We start from the raw sequence: 19,861 nt of genomic DNA on the forward strand, positions 1-19,861 counted from the left end.
AACTAAATCGCTTACCGATTACGGCTTGGCGGCCGGTGCGGCAGCCGGGGCCTGCGGCTGGCCCGGAACCTTCAGCGGCTCCTTGCCTTTTTCGCGGATCACCTTGGCAATCGCCTGCATCGCATTGTCCGCCTGTGCCTTATCGGCATCAGCGGATTCATGCGAATAGACGTTCAAAATCCGCAGGGCCTGTTCCTGGCCCTGCTGCTTGGGCAGCTCGATGAACTGCATCAGCACGGCGACATGGATCTTGTTGCCATTGCTGTCGCACGACACCGTGCCGGTGCGCAGCTTATAGGCCGTCAGCGTCTCAATCGCGGCGAAGGCGGGCGTATAGGTGCCCTCGCAGCTCTTCTTCAGCTGTTCAGCATAGGTGTCGGAAACCTTGGCGAAATCGCCAGCGGCTTCACCCAGGGGGAAGCTGCGCACGGAACCCAGCACCTTGTCGCCGATCTGCCAAGCATAGTCACCCGGCCGCTGCTGCGGCGGGATCTTGTCCACCGGGATGGCGCGAGCCGATTGCAGGCCGGCATCCACCAGCGTCTTGGCCAGGGCCGGATCAATCACCGGTTCACTGGGCGGCGGCAGCTTCAAGGTGCCGGCAACCCCCTGGTCGACGCAGCTGTTAAGGTCGCTGAACGCCTTGGTGGTGCCCTTCAGCTGGAAGGTGGCCGTGTCGCCCGGCACCTCAATGGACAGGGTCTTGCCGGTGCTGATCGCCTTGATCAGATCGGCATCATCGCCCAGACCAATGGCCAGCGCGTTGGGCTGGCTGACAATGGCACCCAGTTCGCGCGTCACCTTGCCATCCACCGACAGCTTGACGCCGGTGCGCTGGCCCGGCGGCATCTGCGCGCCGGGAATGCCCAGAATCATCTGGGTATGCTTGGTGGGATTGCGCAGGAACAGCAGGTGCAGATTATTGTCGAACTCCGCCCCCACCGCGCACATCTTGAAGGAACCGTCGGTGAAGACCTGCGGCTGCACCTTCCATTCGCCCTTCAGGGTGCCGGTCTTGGACGCCTTGGGCGGGGCGGCCGGGCCACCCTGCGCCGGGACAGGCGCGCCGGGCTTCGGTGCGGCACCCTGGGGGGCGGCCGCTGCGGGGCGCTGCGGCTGGGCCTGCGGTGCGCCGATCGTGCCAGCGGCCGGACCGCCACCACCGATGGTACCGGCAGCCGGGCTGCCGCCCTGCTGCGGCGTCTGCACCGTACCCGGCAGGATCAGCCCGCCGGCCGGCGGCTGGGCCTGTTCATTGTTGGCGGATTGCGCGGCGGCAACGCCGGCAAAGGAAATAGCCGCGCCGGCAAGCAGCAGGCGGGCGATGGTGGACGACACGGAACGGACCACGGTTTAACAGACCCCTCTCCACTATGGGCGAGCGGACCCTAGGCCAGTGCCGCCGCCAAGGCAAGGGGCGATAAAATGGCCGGCTGCTTTGTCTTGCCGCAGGTCGGCGGCGCGCTGACCAACGCTTGGTCTTTATAGTGATGGAAAACTGTCAAACAAACATAACCATATTTGTTTATTTTCGGCTCGCCACCCGTGTGGCCTATATCGTATGAAATAGATAGAGCGGGCCGAGAGGCGCCGCCAAGCCCGCGGGCTTTGGCAAATGGGGCAGGGCATGCAGTATGAAGAGCCGCGCATGGTTTATCCCGCGCGTTTGCTGCCGGAATGGGCAAGTTCCAATTGCCGCAAGGCCTTGACTGCACGTTATCTGAATATGCTTTTCCAGGATCATGCCTTCATCCGCATGGTCCATCGTAATTTTCATCCGCTGGGTGGCCGGATGTATCGCTCCAGCCAGCCGACGCCGGGGCAGGTGGCGGATCTGGCGGCGATGGGGATTCGCACCATCATCAATCTGCGTGGCCGGCGGGAGGGCTGCGGCTCCTATTTTTTTGAGGTGCGGGCCTGTGCCCGCCTTGGCATCGATCTGATTGATTTCCGGGTGCGCTCGCGTGACGCACCCTATAAGGAAGATCTGTTTGCCGCGCGGGAGATGTGGAGCCGTATCCGCAGCCCCGCCGTCATGCACTGCAAGGCGGGGGCCGACCGTGTCGGCTTCATGAGCACGCTATATATGTTTGTGGTCGAAGGTCGCCCCCTGGCGGAGGCACAGCAGCAGCTGAGCTGGCGCTTCGGGCATATCCGGCAGGCCAAGACCGGCATTCTGGATTATTTCTTCGACAGCTTCGCCCGCACCGGCGGGCGCACGGTCGATGAATTCTATGAATGGGTGGACAAGGAATATGATCGGGAGCAGCTGAAGCGGGACTTCCTTTCCCGCCGCTGGGCCAATCTCCTGACCGACAAGCTGTTGCACCGGGAATGATCCCGCTGCAACAGCGCTGAATCAGCTGGGCTGCTGCTGCCGCTTGCGCGCGGCCCGGTCCAGCATCACGCAAAGAATGACCACCGGTACGCCGATCATGGCGGTGACGGCGAAGAAGGCGGCGCTGCCCATCGTGCTGCCGAACTGCGCCTGCAGCCCCTCCATCGCCTGACCGGAGAAGCCCTTCAGCACCTTGCCCAGCAGGGCGTAGAAGGAGGTCAGCAGGGCATATTGCGTGGCGGTATAGCCGATGCTGGTCAGGCTGGCCATGTAGGCCGTCAGCGCCACCCCGGCAAAGCCGGTGGCAAAATTATCCACCAGGATGGCGGCCCCGAAAACAGTGACATTCGGCCCCGCCAGTGCCATGGCGGAGAAGGCCAGGTTGGAGAAGGGGCCCAGAATGGCCCCCAGGATCAAGGTGCGGTTGAACCCCAGCCTGACCGAGCAGAGCCCGCCCACCGCGATCCCCAGCAGCGAGGCCCAAAGCCCGATGGAGGCACGCACCGATCCCACCACCTCCTTGCTGAGGCCAAGATCGACATAGAACGGGTTGATCATCGGGCCGATCAGGAAATCCCCCAGCCGATAGAGCGAGACCACCAGCAGCATCAGCACCGACAATTCCCGGTGGGTGCGCAGGAAGGCCAGGAACGGGCCGGCAATGGCATCGAACAGGCCCTTGCCGGTCCAGAGCGGGGCAGCGGCGGCGTCCCCGGCCGGCAGGTGGCGTTGGGGTTCGGTGGCCATCAGGGTGGCCACCAGCCCCAGCCCCATGGCCAGCCCGGCCACCCCATAGGAAAGCTGCCAGCCGATCACCGCCGCCAGCAGCAGGATCAGGCTGTCGGTGGCCAGCATGGCGGCCCGATAGCCCATCTGGAAAGTGGCGGCCAGCAGCCCCTGTTCATCCCCATCGGCAGCACTTTCAATGCGCCAGCCATCCACCACGATATCCTGGGTGGCGGACGCAATGGCCGCCAGCAGGGCGAAACCGCCAAGCGCCCACAGACCCTGGCCACCCGACGGGCCGACAAAGGCCATGCCCAGCAGCCCGGCCCCGACCAGCAGTTGCGACAGCACCATCCAGCCCCGCCGCCGGCCCAGCCGCCCCAGCAGCGGCACATCCAGCCGGTCCACCAGCGGGGCCCAGAACATTTTCAGCGAATAGACAACGCCCACCCAGGACAGGAAGCCGATGACCGCGAGGTTGTTGCCTTCCTCCCGCAGCCAAAAGCCCAGCGTATTGCCTGTCAACAGGAAAGGCAGGCCGGAGGAAAAGCCCAGCAGCAGTGCTGCCACCACCTTGGGCCGGCGCAGCGACCGCGCCACATCCCGCCAACCCGGTTTGGTCTTTGCCTGTTCCGCCGTCGCCATTCGCCTGTTCCGACATTGTTTTCAAGGTGGTGGCGCAGTATAGGCGCCGGCCCCGCCAATCGCGCGGCCAATTTGCGCACGAACATTGCGCAGATCGCAGGTGTTTGGGACTGGAAAATACATCGCACTGTCGCTTAAAAAGATAAACCCACCGGTGAAAGGCCGGCGATGGGTACCCATATGCGGACCCGCCGGCGAAGAGAGAGGCCAGGCGGTGCTGAAATTACAGGAAGGACGAGGTAGGATCATGCCGACGGATATGCAGAAGGTGGGGACCGCTGGGCGCTGGACGCCTGACAGCTGGCGCGCCAAGCCGATCCGGCAGGTCCCATTTTATCCCGACGAAGCCAAGCTGAAATCTGTTGAGACACGCTTGTCGAGTTATCCACCCTTGGTTTTTGCAGGCGAAGCGCGCAGCCTGAAGGCCCATCTGGGCAAGGTGGCGCGCGGGGAGGCGTTCCTGCTGCAAGGCGGTGATTGCGCGGAAAGCTTCGCCGAATTCCATCCCAATAATATCCGCGACACGTTCCGCGTGCTATTGCAGATGGCCGTGGTGTTGACCTTCGGTTCCGCCACCCCGGTGGTGAAGGTGGGCCGGCTGGCCGGCCAGTTCGCCAAGCCGCGGTCGGCCGATACGGAAGTGATCGATGGGGTGGAGCTGCCCAGCTATCGCGGCGACATCATCAACGGCTTTGATTTCAATTCCGACGCCCGCGTGCCCGATCCGGAACGCATGGTGCAGGCCTATAATCAGGCGGCCGCCACGCTGAACCTGCTGCGCGCCTTCGCCCAGGGCGGCTATGCCGACCTGCATAAGGTGCATCAGTGGAACCTGGGCTTCGTGGAGAAGAGCCCGCAGGGCGAGCGGTACCAGGATCTGGCCAACCGGCTGGATGAGGCGCTGTCCTTCATGGCGGCGTGCGGCATCACCGGTGCCACCACGCCGCAGATCCGGGAGACGGAGCTGTTCACCAGCCACGAGGCGCTGCTGCTGCCCTATGAGCAGGCGCTGACCCGCATCGACAGCACCACGGGTGACTGGTACGACGTGTCGGCCCATATGCTGTGGATCGGTGACCGGACCCGCCAGCATGACGGCGCGCATGTGGAGTTCCTGCGCGGGGTGAAGAACCCGATCGGCCTGAAATGCGGCCCGAGCATGGACCCGGATGACCTGATCCGCCTGATCGACATCCTGAACCCGGCCGACGAGGCCGGGCGACTGACGCTGATCGTGCGCATGGGCTCCGACAAGGTGGATGACAAGCTGGCCCCGCTGGTGCGCCGCGTGCTGCGCGAAGGCCGCCAGGTCGTCTGGTCCTGCGACCCGATGCATGGCAATACGGTGAAATCCTCCAGCGGCTACAAGACCCGCCCGTTTGAGCGGGTACTGGCGGAGGTTCGCGGCTTCATGAATGTCTGCCGGGCCGAAGGTGCCTATCCGGGCGGCGTGCATTTTGAGATGACCGGTCAGGACGTGACGGAATGCACGGGCGGCGCCCAGGCCATCACCGATCATGCTTTGGCCGAGCGCTATCACACCGCCTGCGATCCGCGCCTGAATGCCAGCCAGTCGCTGGAACTGGCCTTCCTGGTGGCCGAAGGGCTGAAGGCGGCCCGCGATGGCCAGCCCAAGGCCCGCGTGGCGGCGGAATAAGCCATAGCCTCAGCAGGCAAAGGCCCCGAACTGGGCGGTTCGGGGCCTTTTTTGCATGTGATCGTCCCCGGACGCTCAATCGGTAACCGCATGGCAATGCGTTTTACGCAGCACAAGGCGGCATGGCCCGTTCATGCCATCGGGGCAATGCCATGTTCCATGGCCCAGATCGCTGCCTGGGTGCGATTGGTCGCGTTGATTTTCCGCATGGCATTCTTGAAATGCATCTTCACCGTGGATTCGGTAATGGTCAGCCGCCGGGCAATGGCCTTGTTGGAATGGCCGCTCAGCACACAGGCCAGAATCTGCATTTCGCGCGGTGAAAGGTCGGCATTTTCCCCGGCGGCAGCCCCCTCCACGGCTGGCGCAGCGGCGCTCTGACCCATGATGTGGGCTGCGGCAGCGGGATAGACCGCCTGGCCCTGCTGTATCAGGCGCACAGCACGCCATACGGCGTTAAACGAGGCCCCCTTGGAAATATGGCCATGGGCACCGGCACTCAAGCTTTCTGCCAACGCTGTTTGACTGAGATCTGAACTGAGGACCAGCAATGGTATATCCGGCAAATATTCGCGCAGCCGCCTAAGTGGCTGGCTGTCAGCGTCCAGTTCAAATCCGGCGGGATCGGTAATGATCATGGCCGGTTCCGCCCCTCCCTGCAAAATTTCCAATGCTGCATCAATGGAAGGGATGGGAGGGTCAACCTCCAGCCCCTTTTCCTCCAGCAGGGCAGCCAGAGCGGCACTGAACAGTTGATCGTGATCCACCAACATGATGGGTCCGGATTGCATTGTACATTCCCCTTCAAATTCACCAAAAAGAGATTTCGTAAGGCATTTCAACCCTTAGAAGATAAGTCATCGATCGTGCTGTTGGCCTTGCTGTAAACGTGCATTGAAGATTGCATTTTAGAAAAAATATGCTTAAAAAGCTGGATAACTTAATAAGCGTAAGAGAAAATTGCTTCGAAATTAGAAATAATTTCAAAATTTCTTCATCTTCTCTAAAGAATAATAACAGATTCTTACGCCGTGGCCAGAACATGGTTGCGATATGACTTAAACCATATGAATATGCTTCTACCATTGAGTAGAGATCAAAAGGGAATTCAAAAGGAGATCCCAATGTCCATGGCCCTGCGGCGGGGAAGCCCGTTTCGCGTTGTCTCCGGTGAATATATGGCCACCGCACAGGGTCAGCCTGCGGAACGTCTCTCTGTGACCGCAAAGGGCGTGTCAGAAGGGGCGATGCCGACTGGGCGGCGGCGTGGATTTCTGGTGGTTGACCCGCAGGCCCTGGTGCGCCATGGGCTGGCATTGACCCTGTCATCGCTTCATGATGGGGCACAGTCCTGGCAATGCGGCACCCCTGCCGAAGCGCTTGATTTATTGCAGCAGGGAACGGTCAACCCTGATGTGGTGCTGATGGATGCTGACGGCTTGCCCGACGACCGCACGGCCAGCGTGGTGGATTTCCTGTCGGCGCTGTCCGGCATTCCCGCCATCATCATGTCAGCGGCTTTTTCAGCGGCGGAGACGCGCACCTTTCTGGCCGCGGGTGCCGTCTGTTGCCTGCTGAAGAGCGACCCCACAGCGGTTCTGGCAGATGCTGTTGCCCTGGCATTGACCCGCGAAGGCTATGTGCAGCTTCCCTATGGCCTTATCGCCCAATCGTCACCGGTTAAACTGCCGGATGGCGGGCTGGATCAGACCGCTGTTGCGCGGCTGACCAATCGCCAGCGGGATATTTTCCGGCTTCTGCAGCAGGGCTGTTCCAACAAGGAAATAGCCCGCCAGCTCGGCGTGCTGGAAGGCACCGTGAAGGTGCATGTGCGGGCGATGATGCAGAAATTGGGGGCCCGCAACCGCACCCAGATTGCCATTCTCGCCGCCCGCTGTGATATCAGCGCAAACTGAGCCAGCGTCTGCACAGGCCACTCGGTTAACCTGCAAAGGCGGGGCACAACCGATAGAGCCGGGTGCGTTTAAACGGAAACGCACCCGGCTATAAGTCCTTGTTCAGCGAGCGGATTAAGCAGGGTGTGTGGGGCATAGGGAAAGCAAAAGGGGTGGGCAGCCGGGCCCGCCCCTTTTGCATGCCGGGATCAGTCGAACAAGGCGTCGATGTCGGCTTGGGAAACCTTTTCCTTCTCGCCCGCCGGACCATGCAGGTCCAGGCCGGCATCCTGGCGCGCCAGATTGGGCGGCATCGGCAAGGCCTCCAGTTCCTTCTGATTCCAGACCGAGATCATGCCCTCGATGCGTTGCTCGATGAAGGCCAGTGCCTGCACCACCTTGGTGATGCGCTGACCGGTCAGATCCTGGAAATTGCAGGCCTCAAAAATCCGCAGGGTCAGATCATTGAGATCTTTCAGCCGGCTGCTCTGATAGCCGTCCGGCAATTGGGCCCGCACCTCATTGACAATATCTTCAATCTCTTCGGTGGAGGCCATGATCTGGTTGGTGGCCTCTTCGGTGGCGCGCACCACAGCCCCCAGCTGTTCGCTGGCTTCCTGGAACTTGTCTTCCTTGGACAGCGGGTGACGCAGGGCCGCCATTTCCACCTTGGTGGCCTGGATGCGGCCGGCAATATCGGCAATATCGATCTGGATCTTTTCAATCTGCGTATGATCGACAGACAGGAAACGATCCAGCTTGTTTCCCAGCGCTGAAATGGCGGCCAATACCTCGCCATTGTCCAGCTCGACATTGATGGGCGGCGGCAGTGCGGCGGGTTGAGTACCGTTGGACGCTGGCGGCTCGGCCTGGCCGTTGCGCTTGGCACGCTGAATTTCGGCCATGAACGGCCGGTGACGCAACTGCACCATTAAATCCCCCGCTGGAAACGCTGCAACGCCACCCCCCAGGAGAAGCACCTCTTTCGGGGATAGCGGCGGCTACTGTGAACGAAGCGTCTTGCTGCTGCAAGGTCGCACGGCAGACCAAAAGGTTTGGTTTCATGCGAAAGGGCGTATCACGGGAACTGTTACTGTTCGATGTCGTTCCAGAAGCAGGAACCGGGCGCAAACCAGCCCGATCCCCCTTCATTAAGGACGCGAACCATGTTTCAACACCAATTGCGCGATCATCTTCCGCAGCCGAATCTGGGATCGACGGAACGGGTATTGACCGCCCTCGCCGGCGGCCTTCTGCTGGCCGCGGCGGTACGGCGCGGCAGCATTCTGGCCGGCATTGCCGGCGGCGTGCTGGCGGCACGCGGCCTCAGCGGTTATTGCCCCGCCTATGATCTGCTGGGCGACCGCAAACAGGGAGCGGTCGCCGACGGTGGCAGCCGGGATGCGGAGACCGGGGACGCAGACGAGGTCACCCGCGCGGCGGAGCAATCTTTTCCGGCCAGCGATCCGCCTTCCTTCAATCCGGGCATCGCCTGACCCCCTTGATTACCGGCCCGGCTGGCCGTTTTCGTCACGAATCCAGTGGCAGGCGGTGCCGCCCTGCACCGCGCCCATCCCCTGGTGCAGGGCGGGCAGCAGTTCCGCCAGTGCCTCCTCCGTCTGCCAGGGGGGATTGACGATGATCAGGCCGGAACCGTTCAGCCGGTCGCTGCGATCATCGTCCGCCCAGCTGAGGTTTGCGGCGAGGATCTTCGGGATGCCGGTATCCTCCAGCATCTGGTGGAAGCGCCACATGGTGGCCCGGTCCTTGATCGGGTACCAGAGCAGATAGATACCGGTCGACCAGCGACGATGGGCCAGCGCCAAGGCGGCAACCATCCGTTCATATTCGTCCGGCGCCTCGAAGGGCGGGTCGATCACCACCAGCCCGCGCCGCTCCTTGGGCGGCAGATGCGCCTTCAGCGCCAGCCAGCCATCCATATGATGGACGGCCACCTGGGTATCCTGGCGGAAATGACCGCGCAGGGTTTCCACATCTTCCGCATGGAGTTCCGCCAGCACCAGCCGGTCGCCCGGCCGCATCAGGCCACGCGCCAGGGCAGGGGAACCGGGATAAGACCGGATCGTGCCATCCGCCGGCAGCGTGCCGCCATTCAGACGGGCCAGTTGTGCCAGATAGGGGGCGGCGGCAGCGGGCAGGGCAGGGGCCGTGGCCAGCAGGCGGCGGATGCCGCGCACCGCCTCCCCGGTGCGCTGGGCCGCCTCCCCGTCCAGATCATAAAGACCGATGCCGGCATGGCTATCCAGCACGAAGAAGGGCGCCGGCTTGCTGCACAGGCGATCCAGCAGATAAGCCAGGACCGCATGTTTCATCACATCGGCCTGATTGCCGGCATGAAAAGCGTGGCGATAATTCATCTCAACCCATCTTGGTCAATAATTGCGGGGCGGGTGCTGGTGTCTGTCCCAGCCGCGCCTCCCGCACGGTGATATAGATGCCGCTGGATACCACGATCAGGGCGCCGAGCATCACGCGGGAATCCGGCACCTCCCCCCAGATCAGGAAGCCGTACCCCGTGGCCCACAGCATGGCGCTGTAATCAAAAGGCGCGATTACCGCCACCGGCGCCCCGCGATAGGCGCTGGTCAGCAGCAGCTGGGCCACCCCGCCCACCAGACCGATGGCGACCAGCACCAGGGCATCATGCCCGGTCGGCAGGCGGAAATCGCCACCGGCCAGCAGGGGGCCATAGAAGCAGCCGGTCAGCATGAAATAGAACACGATGGTGGAACTGCGTTCGGTCGCCGAGAGCCGGCGCACCGAAATCATGGCGCAGGCGGCCAGGGCGGCGCTGGCCAGGGCGAAGGCGCAGCCCAGCGCCGCTTCACCGCCGGCGGCGATCTGGCGCAGCAGCTCCCCATCGGGGCGCACCATGATCAGCACGCCGGTGAAACCGGTGATCAGGGCTAGCGCGCGGCGCCAGCGCACCTTCTCCCCCAGGATCAGCACGCCCAGCGTCGTGGTCCAGAGCGGGGCGGTGAAGGCAAAGGCGGCGGCATTGGCCAGCGGCAGCAGGCTGATGGCCGTGAAGCCGCAGGTCATGGAGATGACGCCGATGATGCTGCGCAGCACATGGCCCCACGGCCGGTCGGTGCGCAGGGTGGCAAGGCCCCCCGCCCGCCAGATCACCGGCAACAGGATCACCATGGCGAACAGCGCGCGGAAAAAGACGATCTCTCCCAGCGGATAATGCCCGGCCAGCGATTTGATCATCGCATTCATGGTGGAAAACAGGGCAACCGCGCCGATCATCGCCAGGATGGCGCGGCCAGTACTGCCGGCCGGCGGCAGAAGAGAGACAGGCATTTTCGCGTAGGCTGGACTGTTACGGAGCAGGCCGCAGCCTGCGCCAATCCGCCCCGGTGCACCAGCCCGGGGCACACATGGCAGGCATGGGGCAAGCCCTGGACAGAATCAGCTGCCGGTCTTTTCCAGCAACCAGTTCATCTTGCTGTCACCGAAGCGGCGATAGCCCAGCTGTTCCAGCCGGCCCAGCACATCCTGCTTCCAGGATGTCTCCGACCGCTCGATGATCATCAGCCGTGGGTGCAGGCTGGCCGGCGCACTGTCAAAGAAGGGTAGCAGGGCCTGGTCCTCCGCCCCCTCAATGTCGATCTTCAGCAGATCGATGCTGTGGATGCCCAGCTCCTGCAGCACCGCCAGCAGGGGCCGGACCTGCACCGGGGTGGCATCCCCGCCATGTTCATGCACCAGGCTGGAACCGCCCAGATTGCTTCCGTCCAGATGCAATCCCATCACCTCTTCGCTGGCGCCAACCGCGCATTCAACATGGGTGATGGTGGCATCGGTGCGGTTGAGCGACAGGTTCATGCGCAGCCGGCGCACCGCCTCCGGCCCCGGTTCAAACGCAATGATGCGGCCGGCGGGGCCCAGCGTGCGGGCAGCATTCAGGGTATAAAGCCCGATATTGGCGCCGATATCGACAAAGGTGCCGTCGCGCGGCAGCCGGCTGGCAATCAGCGCCATTTCTTCCGGATCGAAGAATTGCGGCATGAACAGAAATTTACGTTCGCCGACATTATCCCCCGGATAAAGCCGCAGATTGATGCCGCGGACCGCGACATCGAATACCGGCCCATGGATCAGCATAGCCAGTCGCCGCAGCCATAAGGCCGCCCGCCGCCCCACCGGTGTGACCGGCCGGGACTGGCAGAATTCGATCAGGGCCCGCACCAGACTGTTGGGGGCGTGGAAACCGAATTGTGTTGCTGTCTCGGGCTGCAAGGCCTTGTTGCTCCGCATCAATCGGGATATTCGCCCCATCATCGGCATGTTGCTGCGGTTATGCCATAAGCCGATGGTGCGTTGCGATGGGAATAAGGACGAAACCTTATCGGATAAGGCGGTTTGATGAATGCATCGCCGTTGACAAGGGCGGGGCAGCCATGTGCAATTCCCCCGTCCTGGGGCCTTTCCGGCGCCAGAAACCGGGCGGTCCCGTGGCGCGGGTCCGCCCCACTTCATTGGGGGTCTTTGATGAAAATGAAGCAGGTGCTGGGCGTCATCGGCATGGTGGCTGCCATCGCCCTGGGCCATACCGCCATGGCCCAGGAAAAGAAGGTCAATATTTATAATTGGGCCGATTATATCGGCGAAACCACCCTGGATGACTTTACCAAGGCCACCGGGATCAAGACCCAGTACGATCTGTTCACCGATCTGGAAACGCTGGAATCGAAGCTGCTGGTCGGCAATTCTGGCTATGATGTTGTCGTACCGTCGGCTGAACCTACCCTGCGCAAGCTGATCCAGGCCAAGGCGGTGCAGAAGCTGGACAAGTCCAAGATCCCCAATCTGAAGAATCTGGACCCGGCCTTGATGAAGCTGGTGGAAACCACCGATCCGGGCAATGAATATGGTGTGATCTATGAATGGGGCACCATCGGTATCGGCTATAATGTCGAAAAGCTGAAGCAAATCCTGCCCAACACCCCGGTTGACAGCTGGGATGTCGTCTTCAAGCCGGAAAATGCCAAGAAGCTGGCCGCCTGCGGCATCGTCTTCCTGGACAGCCAGACCGATATTCTGCCCACCGTGCTGAAGTCCCAGGGGCTGGACCCCAATTCCGACAAGTCGGAAGATCTGAAGAAGGCGGAGGAAGCCATGCTGGCCATCCGCCCCTATATCAAGACCTTCGTCCCCTCGGTGATCGACCCGCTGGCCTCTGGTGATGCCTGCGTGGCGGTTGGTTATTCCGGTGACGTGTTCCAGGCCAAGGCCCGGGCGGAAAAGGCCAAGGCCAAGCACACGATCGAATATGCCATCCCCAAGGAAGGTGCACAGGTCTGGTTCGATATGGCGGCCATTCCGGCCGGCGCCAATATGGAAACTGCCTCGGCCTTCATCAATTTCGTGCTGGAGCCCAAGGTGATGGCCGGCATCAGCGACTATGTCGCCTATGCCAATGCGGTGCCGGCCTCCTGGCCGCTGATGAACAAGGAAATCACAGGCAATCCGGTGATCTTCCCGCCGCCGGAGGTGATGGCCAAGTTCTTCACCGTGAAGCAGCTGCCGCAGAAGGCTGAACGCGAACGCACCCGCGCCTGGACCAAGATCAAGACTGGTCGCTGATAGCTTCGGAATACCAGCTGAGGAAAGATTGCCCAAGGGGCAAGCTTTCCTCAGCTCAAACGCCGGCGGAGAAACCGCCGGCGTTTTGCATTCTCCAGTGGGCGTGACTCCACAGATACTGCCGCTGTCGGGTGGCCCGCCCTGACGCACCCGGCTCTAAATCCTTGTTCAGCGAGCGGATGCACGCTCCAAAGCGATTCCGCTTTTCCGCGATCCGCTCTAAAACCGGGCCAGATAGACCAGCGGATAGGGCTTGCCGCAATGGTCCAGGTTGGTGCGGCCGACATAGCGGAAGCCCTGCGCCACATAGAAGGCAATGGCCCCCGGATTCTGCTCGTTCACATCCACCAGCAGGTTTGGCTGCAAGCTGAGGGCGTGGGTGATCAGCCTTTGACCGACACCCTGGCGGTGAAAGGCGGGATCGACGAACAGGCATTCGATCTTCGGCCCGCCCAGCCCGATGAAGCCCGTGATCTGGCCCGTCGCCTGGGTGGCCAGCCAGACACGGGCGCTGGGCAGATAGAGCGTGCGCAACAGCTCTTCATAAAAATCCAGGTCCGCCGCAGTGATGAAGCCATGGGTGGCATGGACAGAGGCGCGCCAGACGCGATGGATTTCCGGAATATCGGCTTCGGTCGAAAGCCGGATGGGCGGCAGCAGGGCAGCGGCTTGGTTCGGCATAGGCCCGATCCGAAAAAGAAAAGGGCCGGCGCATTGCACGCCGGCCCTTGTTTTTTACCAAACCTTGCAGGCCTTGTCGCCCCGGACCATCGGGTCCGTCGGCTTGCAGTTAAAGGCGGCTGCAAACTCCTTCATGTTGGACACCGTGCCATTGACACGGAATTCCGGCAGGGAATGCGGGTCGGTCAGCGCCTGCAGGCGCCGCGCTTCCGGCCGGCTCTGCGAGCACCAGATATGGGCCCAGCCATAAAAGGCCCGCTGCTCCGCCGTCAGCCCGCCGATCTTTTCCGATACCTTCGGGCCCAGATGCTTCTTCAGCGCAGCCAGGGCAATGGACAGGCCGCCATTATCGGCGGTGTTTTCGCCCAGCGTCTGCTTGCCGTTCAGGTTCACGCCCTCCACGGCGGTGTAACCGCCATATTGGTCGACCAGGCACTGGGCTTTTTCCTCAAACTTCTTGCCGTCATCCTCTGTCCACCAGTTGGACAGGTTGCCGTCGCCGGCATATTTGCGGCCCTGATCATCGAAACCATGGGTGATTTCATGGCCGATCACCGCACCAATGGCACCGTAATTATAGGCGTCATCGGCGGAGAAATCGAAGAAGGGCGGCTGCAGGATGCCGGCCGGGAAATTGATATTGTTCTGCTGCGGGGAGTAATAGGCATTCACCGTCGGCGGCGTCATGCCCCATTCGCTGGGGTCGCGCGGCTTACCGATATGGGAAAGACTGTCGCGCCGGTCAAAGGCAGCGGCGCGGAACACATTGCCCAGCAGATCATCCGACGTGACGGTCAGGGCGGTATAATCCTGCCATTTTTCCGGATAGCCGATCTTGGTGGCAATGGCGCCCAGCTTCTCCCGTGCCTTCACCTGGGTTTCCGCGCCCATCCAGTCCAGCGCGCCGAACCGGTCGTTGAAGGCGCCCAGCAGGTCATTCACCATGCCCTGCATCCGGGCCTTGTGCTGCGGCCCGAAGGTCTTGGCGACGAAATACTTGCCCAGATCCTCACCCAGCGCGCTGTCGGTGGCAGCCACGCAGCGCTTCCAGCGCGGGCGCTGTTCCTTGGTGCCGGACAGGGTGCGGCCATAGAAATCAAAATTCTCTTCCGCCATGGCCTTGGGCAGCCAGGGGGCGGCGGCGCGCAGGGTCTGCCAGCGCAGATAGGTCTTCAACTCATCCAGCGGCGTGCTTTTCAGCACCTGTTCCAGCGACTTGAAGAAGCCGGGATTGCCGACATTCATGTCGGTGAAGGCCGGCGCGCCGCTGGCCTTCACATAGGCCGCCCAGTCAAACCCTTCATGCTTCTTGGCGAAGGCCTTGAAGGTGGTGGGGTTGTTGCGCTTGTTGGGGTCGCGCCGTTCCACCCGCGTCATCGACGCATCCGCCAGCTTGGTTTCCAGCACCATCACGATATTGGCGCGGGCGGCGGCGGTGGCCGGTGCATCACCGGCCAGGGTGAACATGCGGGTGACATGCGCCAGATAGGCGGCCCGCTGTTCCTTGGATTTGGCATCATCCTTGAAATAGAAATCGCGGTCGGGCAGACCCAGCCCGCCTTGGTCGGCGACGGCGATGGTCTGCACCGCGTCGCTGAATTTCTGCATCCGGCTGAAGCTGAAAAAGGCCCCGATGCCCTGGTCATGCAGCGTGCCCACCAGGGCGCCCAGCTGTTGCTTGTCGCGCAGCGCGTCAATCCGGCTCAGCGTCGGCTGCAAGGGGGCCAGCCCCTTGGCCTCCACCGCCGCCTCATCCATGCAGGCGGCATAGAAGGCGGCGATCTTCGCCGTTTCCGGCTTCGGGTTGGCGACGGCATCGTCCAGAATGGTGCGCAGCACGCCCTGGTTCTGATCCGCCAGCCGCTGGAAGGTACCCCAGCGCGATTGATCCGCGGGGATCGGGTTTTCCTTCATCCAGACGCCGCAGGCGTGCAGATAGAAGTTATCGCAAGGGGAGACAGTAGGGTCCAGCACCGGCAGACCGGGGGCCGGCGGCTGCGGCTTTGCGGGTGCCGGCGCTTCCGCCACCCGGGTTGGTTTCGATGTGCAGGCCGTCAGGCCCACCAACAATGCCAAACCGATCGCCCCCAATTGGGACGTGCTCCGCAAGCCTTTCAGCTTCATGTAAACCCCGACGGTCGCCGATGCTGGATGGTACGCGTATGGATGCCCGTTTTTCGGGCTTTTAGCGTGGGCGCAGATTAGCACGAAGCCGGGCTGTAAAAGCTAAGTGCTTTTTGTAACGGATTGGTAACTGGTATCCCCAAGCGCGGCCAACCGTTCCAAATGGGACGATTGGCCGCAGCCAAGCTGTTACCAGACCTTACAGGCCTTATCGCCGCGCACCATCGGGTCCGTCGGCTTGCAGTTAAAGGCCTGGGCGAATTCCGCCATGTTACCGACAGTGCCATTCACGCGGTGGCGCGGGGCAGAATGCGGGTCGGTTTTGGCGCGCAGACGTTCGGCTTCCGGACGGGCCGACGAACACCAGACGCTGGCCCAGCCATAGAACAGCTTCTGTTCCGGCGTGTAACCATCGGCCCCCTTGGTGGTCAGGGCCTTGTCGCCGCCGACGCGCTGCTTCAGCGCCATCAGGGCCAGCCGCAACCCGCCATTATCGGCCGTGTTCTCACCCAAAGTCAGCTTGCCATTCTGGTTGGTATCGCCGGCCACCTGATAGGAGCCGTACTGATCCACCAGACACTGGGCCTTGGCTTCGAACTTCTTGGCGTCGTCGGCGGTCCACCAATCCTTCAGGTTGCCCTTGGCATCAAAGCCACGGCCTTCATCATCGAAACCATGGGTCATTTCATGCCCGATCACGGCACCGATGGCGCCGTAATTCAAGCCATCATCGGCCTGGAAATCGAAGAAGGGCGGCTGCAGGATGCCGGCCGGGAAGTTGATATTGTTCTGGCTGGGATCGTAATAGGCATTCACCGTGGGCGGGGTCATGAACCATTCGTTCTTGTCCACCTTCTTGCCGATCTTGGACAGGTGATAGGCATTCTCGAACCCGGCGGAACGGAACTGGTTGCCCAGCAGATCGTCCTTCTTCACGGTCAGGGCGGTGTAATCGCGCCACTTTTCCGGATAGCCGATTTTCTGTTCCATGGCGGCCAGCTTTTCCAGCGCCTTGGTCTTGGTCTCCGCCCCCATCCAGTCCAGTTCCTTGATATCGGCGGCATAGGCGGCGCGCAGATCGTCCAGCATCACCAACATGCGCTTCTTGTGTTCCGGGCCGAAGGCCGTTTCCACATAATGCTTGCCCAGATCTTCACCCAGCGCGTTGTCGGCGGCATCGGTGCAGCGCTTCCAGCGCGGGCGCAGTTCCTGGGCCCCGGACAGCGTCTTGCCATAGAAGGCAAAATTCTCATCCACAAAGGACTTTGACAGCCAGGGGGCGGCGGCGCGCAGGGTGTGCCACTGGAAATAGGTCTTCAGATCGGCCAGATCGGTTTCGCTTACCGCCTGATCCAGACCCTTGAAGAAGGCCGGATCATTGACATTCATGTCGGTGAAGGCAGGGGCCTTCACATCGCGCACATATGTTGCGAAATCGATGGCTTTGGTCGTGCCGGTGAAGGCCTTGAAGCTGGTGGGATTGTTCAGCTTCTGGGTATCGCGCCGGTCCTGCTTGCTCATCGTCACGCGGGCCAGCTTGGTCTCAAACGCCATCACGGCGGCGGCCTTCTTGGCCGCCACCTCCGGCTTGTCGCCGGCCAGGGTGAACATGGCGGCGACATGCTTTTCATAAGCACCGCGCAGCGTTGCCGACCGCTCATCATCGGTCAGGTAATAGTCACGGTCGGGCAGACCCAGCCCGCCCTGGTCGAAGGCGGCGATGGTGTCTTCGGCCTTGGCAAAGCTCTGCTGCGGGCCGAAGCCGAACAGCACATCAATGCCGGACTGGTGCAGGGAGGCCACCAGGGCCGCCAGTTGCTTCTTGTCCTTCAGCGCGTCGATCTGCGACAGCACCGGCTTCAGCGGGGCGATGCCGGCCTTGTCGGCAGCGGCCTCATCCATGCAGGCGGCATAGAAGGCACCGATCTTGGCCGTGCCCGGCTCGCTGCCCTTGGCGGCCTTCTCCAGGATCGCGTGCAGCGTGTTCTGGTTGCGCTGGGCCAGCTCATGGAAGGTGCCATAGACGGACCGTTCCGGCGGCAGCGGGTTGGCCTTGATCCAGGGGCCGCAGGCGTGCAGGAAGAAATCCTGGCACGGGCTGACGCTGTTATCGACCTCCGGCACCTTCGATTGCGCCGCATGGGCGGCGTTCAGGGGGGCCAGACCCAGGGTCAGGGTCAAACCAATCGCACCCAGGCATGAACCGGCCAGCAAGCCCTTCATCCTCACGTACTCCGACAATATAGACAGTTTCAGGGTCGGGTCGCTGTCCGGGCGGCCCTTGGGTGCGGACCCTAACACCACCCTTCACGGGTTGAAAATGGCCGCGTGTAACGCTTCTGTAACCGCGCGGCGGTTACCGGCCGGCAGCAACAGGGCGATATTGGCCGCCAGTGCCAATTCCGGTGTCGCTTCAAGACGTTGCCGGGGTGGAAATGCCTGCAGCATCTGCTGCTGCTGGCGTTCGGCCTCCAGCTCCGCCGCCTGCACCTGCTCCCGCAGGGCGGTACTGGCGGCGTTGGGGGCGGGCGGGGGACCGTTTTTCAGCCGGCGGCGCACGGCGCGCAGCGGTTGCACCACCTCGCGCCGCCAGGCATCGGTGGCGCTGGCGGCAGCGGCCAGTTCGGGGCCGGTCAGCCGATGGCCATTGGCGCCCAGCCAGGCGGCCCACAGGATCAGGTTCACATCCAGCCCATATTGATCCTGCGCCCGCAGGCAGGCCTCCGCCACGCCGGGGGCGGCGTAAACGGCCAGGGAGAAATCCCACAGGCTGTTCCAGGGGGCAGGGGAGGCCGCCGGGACCATCGGGGCCGGCGGCCAGTCATCCTCAGGCATCATCACCGACATAGATGCCAAGGCCGCGCGCCGTCTTCACCAGCGTGCCGGCGACATCGACGGCGGCATAGGTCTTGATGGCGTCCTCGATCGGGATATCGATGACGCAGCGGTTGGACCAGGCCAGCAGCCGGTCGGACTTGCCGTCTGCCAGCAAATCCACCGCCGCCACACCGAAGGCTGAGGCCAGCAACCGGTCACGATAGCTGGGCGGGCAGCCGCGCTGCACATGGCCCAGCACGGTGACGCGGGTTTCTGCCCCCGTCGCCTCGGCGATCAGATGGCCGACATAATTGCCGATGCCGCCATAGCGCTTCTGTCCATCGCTGAATTCCTGCTGGGCGGCAGACCCTTCCATGGTTTTGACGGCTTCCGACACCACCACCAGGGCGAAATTGCGCCCGCCGGCCTGCACCTTGCGGATCTTCGCGGCGATACCGGCGACGGACCAGCGCAGTTCCGGCAGCAGGATCACATCGGCCCCGCCGGCAATGCCGGCGGAAAGCGCGATATGCCCGGCATCGCGGCCCATCACCTCCAGCACCATCACCCGGTCATGGCTGGCGGCGGTGGGCTGCAGCCGGTCCAGCGCCTCCGTCGCCACGGCCACTGCCGTGTCGAACCCGACCGAGGTTTCGGTGATGCCCAGATCATTATCGATGGTCTTGGGAATGCCGATCAGCTTGAACCCGCCCTGCTGGGCCAGCCGGCGCAGGATGGCCATGGAGCCATCGCCGCCAATACCGATCAGCCCATCGACGCCCAGTTCGCGCAGGCCGCCGATAATTTCCTGGCTGCGATCCTTCTTGGTTCCATCGGCCATGGGATAGGCGAACGGATCACCCTTGTTGGTGGTGCCCAAAATGGTGCCACCCTGGCGCATCATCGCACCATCCACCATGTTGGTATCCAGCTTCACATAGCGCACCGGGCGGGTCAGCAGCCCCTGGGTGCCATCTTCGATCCCCACCACTTCCCAGCAATAATATTGGGCGCGGTGGACGGCGGCCCGGATCACCGCGTTCAGGCCGGCGCAGTCGCCGCCGCTGGTCAGGATGCCGATGCGCTTGTTGCCGGTCATTGTTTCCTCGCTTTTATCCATTGCCGGCAAGGTGCCAGGAAAGCGGGGGCGGTGGCAAGCGGGGGCATTGATCCGGCATGGCAAAACCCACCACAGGCAAGCCGGGCGGGTTTTGTTTTATACCAATCCGCCTAAAGGTTGACCTTTAGGCGGATTGGAGGCCAGCGACCGCTGGCCCGCCGCTCGTGCGGCGTGAGCCAAGGGCGCGGATGCGCCCGCCCGGCGCCTGAGGGAACATGAAATCTCCCTGGATCGGTCACGATCAA

The 19,861-nt window shown here is 62.6% G+C and carries 17 protein-coding genes; 5 read left to right on the forward strand and 12 right to left on the reverse strand.

The window, feature by feature from the left end:
* Positions 1-18 precede the first annotated feature (18 nt).
* Positions 19-1,350, reverse strand: a complete 1,332-nt coding sequence (locus tag CHB97_RS03905) for a hypothetical protein (RefSeq protein WP_089286586.1) — start codon at positions 1,348-1,350, stop codon at positions 19-21.
* Positions 1,351-1,648: 298 nt separating this feature from the next.
* Between CHB97_RS03905 and CHB97_RS03910 the strand changes: the two genes are divergently transcribed.
* The gene (locus tag CHB97_RS03910) at positions 1,649-2,338 is read left to right on the forward strand and encodes a tyrosine-protein phosphatase (protein WP_160105527.1); all 690 of its coding nucleotides are present in this window, start codon (positions 1,649-1,651) and stop codon (positions 2,336-2,338) included.
* A 21-nt stretch (positions 2,339-2,359) separates the two neighbouring features.
* Here CHB97_RS03910 and CHB97_RS03915 read toward each other — a convergent pair whose 3' ends face one another.
* Complete coding sequence (locus CHB97_RS03915; protein ID WP_089286588.1) at positions 2,360-3,709, reverse strand: MFS transporter; 1,350 nt, start codon at positions 3,707-3,709, stop codon at positions 2,360-2,362.
* A 247-nt stretch (positions 3,710-3,956) separates the two neighbouring features.
* On the opposite strand from CHB97_RS03915, the gene CHB97_RS03920 reads away from it, so the two are divergent.
* On the forward strand, positions 3,957-5,366 hold the full coding sequence (locus tag CHB97_RS03920; protein WP_200819790.1) for a class II 3-deoxy-7-phosphoheptulonate synthase: 1,410 nt from the start codon (positions 3,957-3,959) through the stop codon (positions 5,364-5,366).
* 131 nt (positions 5,367-5,497) lie between these two features.
* Here CHB97_RS03920 and CHB97_RS03925 read toward each other — a convergent pair whose 3' ends face one another.
* Positions 5,498-6,157, reverse strand: coding sequence for a response regulator transcription factor (locus tag CHB97_RS03925; RefSeq protein WP_089286589.1), 660 nt, complete (start codon positions 6,155-6,157; stop codon positions 5,498-5,500).
* A 333-nt stretch (positions 6,158-6,490) separates the two neighbouring features.
* Here CHB97_RS03925 and CHB97_RS03930 point away from each other — a divergent pair, with 333 nt between their 5' ends.
* Complete coding sequence (locus tag CHB97_RS03930; protein WP_160105529.1) at positions 6,491-7,282, forward strand: LuxR C-terminal-related transcriptional regulator; 792 nt, start codon at positions 6,491-6,493, stop codon at positions 7,280-7,282.
* A 188-nt stretch (positions 7,283-7,470) separates the two neighbouring features.
* On the opposite strand, the gene CHB97_RS03935 is transcribed toward CHB97_RS03930, so the two are convergent.
* On the reverse strand, positions 7,471-8,193 hold the full coding sequence (locus CHB97_RS03935; protein ID WP_089286591.1) for a protein phosphatase CheZ: 723 nt from the start codon (positions 8,191-8,193) through the stop codon (positions 7,471-7,473).
* 234 nt (positions 8,194-8,427) lie between these two features.
* Between CHB97_RS03935 and CHB97_RS03940 the strand changes: the two genes are divergently transcribed.
* Complete coding sequence (locus tag CHB97_RS03940) at positions 8,428-8,757, forward strand: DUF2892 domain-containing protein (RefSeq protein ID WP_160105530.1); 330 nt, start codon at positions 8,428-8,430, stop codon at positions 8,755-8,757.
* A 9-nt stretch (positions 8,758-8,766) separates the two neighbouring features.
* Here CHB97_RS03940 and CHB97_RS03945 read toward each other — a convergent pair whose 3' ends face one another.
* The 3 genes from CHB97_RS03945 to CHB97_RS03955 all read right to left on the reverse strand — a co-directional run bounded on the left by CHB97_RS03945 (position 8,767) and on the right by CHB97_RS03955 (position 11,545).
* Complete coding sequence (locus tag CHB97_RS03945; protein WP_089286593.1) at positions 8,767-9,639, reverse strand: 23S rRNA (adenine(2030)-N(6))-methyltransferase RlmJ; 873 nt, start codon at positions 9,637-9,639, stop codon at positions 8,767-8,769.
* Between the two features lies 1 nt (position 9,640).
* Positions 9,641-10,588 (reverse strand): DMT family transporter, encoded by a 948-nt coding sequence (locus tag CHB97_RS03950; RefSeq protein WP_089286594.1) that lies wholly within the window; start codon positions 10,586-10,588, stop codon positions 9,641-9,643.
* 108 nt (positions 10,589-10,696) lie between these two features.
* Positions 10,697-11,545 carry an FkbM family methyltransferase gene (locus tag CHB97_RS03955; protein WP_160105531.1) on the reverse strand — a complete coding sequence of 283 codons (849 nt, stop codon included), beginning with the start codon at positions 11,543-11,545 and terminating at the stop codon, positions 10,697-10,699.
* Between the two features lie 234 nt (positions 11,546-11,779).
* Here CHB97_RS03955 and CHB97_RS03960 point away from each other — a divergent pair, with 234 nt between their 5' ends.
* Entirely contained in the window at positions 11,780-12,874 is a 1,095-nt protein-coding gene (locus tag CHB97_RS03960; RefSeq protein WP_089286595.1) for a polyamine ABC transporter substrate-binding protein, read from the forward strand.
* A 219-nt stretch (positions 12,875-13,093) separates the two neighbouring features.
* Here CHB97_RS03960 and CHB97_RS03965 read toward each other — a convergent pair whose 3' ends face one another.
* The 5 genes from CHB97_RS03965 to CHB97_RS03985 all read right to left on the reverse strand — a co-directional run bounded on the left by CHB97_RS03965 (position 13,094) and on the right by CHB97_RS03985 (position 19,595).
* Entirely contained in the window at positions 13,094-13,555 is a 462-nt protein-coding gene (locus tag CHB97_RS03965) for an acetyltransferase (protein WP_089286596.1), read from the reverse strand.
* A gap of 54 nt (positions 13,556-13,609) precedes the next feature.
* Positions 13,610-15,664, reverse strand: a complete 2,055-nt coding sequence (locus CHB97_RS03970) for a M13 family metallopeptidase (RefSeq protein WP_244559371.1) — start codon at positions 15,662-15,664, stop codon at positions 13,610-13,612.
* Between the two features lie 204 nt (positions 15,665-15,868).
* Positions 15,869-17,902 (reverse strand): M13 family metallopeptidase, encoded by a 2,034-nt coding sequence (locus CHB97_RS03975; RefSeq protein WP_089286598.1) that lies wholly within the window; start codon positions 17,900-17,902, stop codon positions 15,869-15,871.
* 84 nt (positions 17,903-17,986) lie between these two features.
* On the reverse strand, positions 17,987-18,517 hold the full coding sequence (locus CHB97_RS03980) for a TIGR02444 family protein (protein ID WP_244559372.1): 531 nt from the start codon (positions 18,515-18,517) through the stop codon (positions 17,987-17,989).
* Positions 18,507-19,595 (reverse strand): ATP-dependent 6-phosphofructokinase, encoded by a 1,089-nt coding sequence (locus CHB97_RS03985; RefSeq protein ID WP_089286599.1) that lies wholly within the window; start codon positions 19,593-19,595, stop codon positions 18,507-18,509. The genes CHB97_RS03980 and CHB97_RS03985 overlap by 11 nt, the downstream gene beginning before the upstream one ends.
* Positions 19,596-19,861 lie beyond the last annotated feature (266 nt).

Source organism: Azospirillum sp. RU38E (assembly GCF_900188385.1).
Classification (GTDB): Bacteria; Pseudomonadota; Alphaproteobacteria; order Azospirillales; family Azospirillaceae; genus Niveispirillum.

Coding starts and splice junctions, on each gene's coding strand:
- CHB97_RS03910 (WP_160105527.1), top strand. CDS start 1,649: ATGGTTTATCCCGCGCGTTTGCTGCCGGAATGGGCAAGTTCCAATTGC.
- CHB97_RS03915 (WP_089286588.1), bottom strand. CDS start 3,709: ATGGCGACGGCGGAACAGGCAAAGACCAAACCGGGTTGGCGGGATGTG.
- CHB97_RS03920 (WP_200819790.1), top strand. CDS start 3,957: ATGCCGACGGATATGCAGAAGGTGGGGACCGCTGGGCGCTGGACGCCT.
- CHB97_RS03925 (WP_089286589.1), bottom strand. CDS start 6,157: ATGCAATCCGGACCCATCATGTTGGTGGATCACGATCAACTGTTCAGT.
- CHB97_RS03930 (WP_160105529.1), top strand. CDS start 6,491: ATGTCCATGGCCCTGCGGCGGGGAAGCCCGTTTCGCGTTGTCTCCGGT.
- CHB97_RS03935 (WP_089286591.1), bottom strand. CDS start 8,193: ATGGTGCAGTTGCGTCACCGGCCGTTCATGGCCGAAATTCAGCGTGCC.
- CHB97_RS03940 (WP_160105530.1), top strand. CDS start 8,428: ATGTTTCAACACCAATTGCGCGATCATCTTCCGCAGCCGAATCTGGGA.
- CHB97_RS03945 (WP_089286593.1), bottom strand. CDS start 9,639: ATGAATTATCGCCACGCTTTTCATGCCGGCAATCAGGCCGATGTGATG.
- CHB97_RS03950 (WP_089286594.1), bottom strand. CDS start 10,588: ATGCCTGTCTCTCTTCTGCCGCCGGCCGGCAGTACTGGCCGCGCCATC.
- CHB97_RS03955 (WP_160105531.1), bottom strand. CDS start 11,545: ATGCGGAGCAACAAGGCCTTGCAGCCCGAGACAGCAACACAATTCGGT.
- CHB97_RS03960 (WP_089286595.1), top strand. CDS start 11,780: ATGAAAATGAAGCAGGTGCTGGGCGTCATCGGCATGGTGGCTGCCATC.
- CHB97_RS03965 (WP_089286596.1), bottom strand. CDS start 13,555: ATGCCGAACCAAGCCGCTGCCCTGCTGCCGCCCATCCGGCTTTCGACC.
- CHB97_RS03975 (WP_089286598.1), bottom strand. CDS start 17,902: ATGAAGGGCTTGCTGGCCGGTTCATGCCTGGGTGCGATTGGTTTGACC.
- CHB97_RS03980 (WP_244559372.1), bottom strand. CDS start 18,517: ATGATGCCTGAGGATGACTGGCCGCCGGCCCCGATGGTCCCGGCGGCC.
- CHB97_RS03985 (WP_089286599.1), bottom strand. CDS start 19,595: ATGACCGGCAACAAGCGCATCGGCATCCTGACCAGCGGCGGCGACTGC.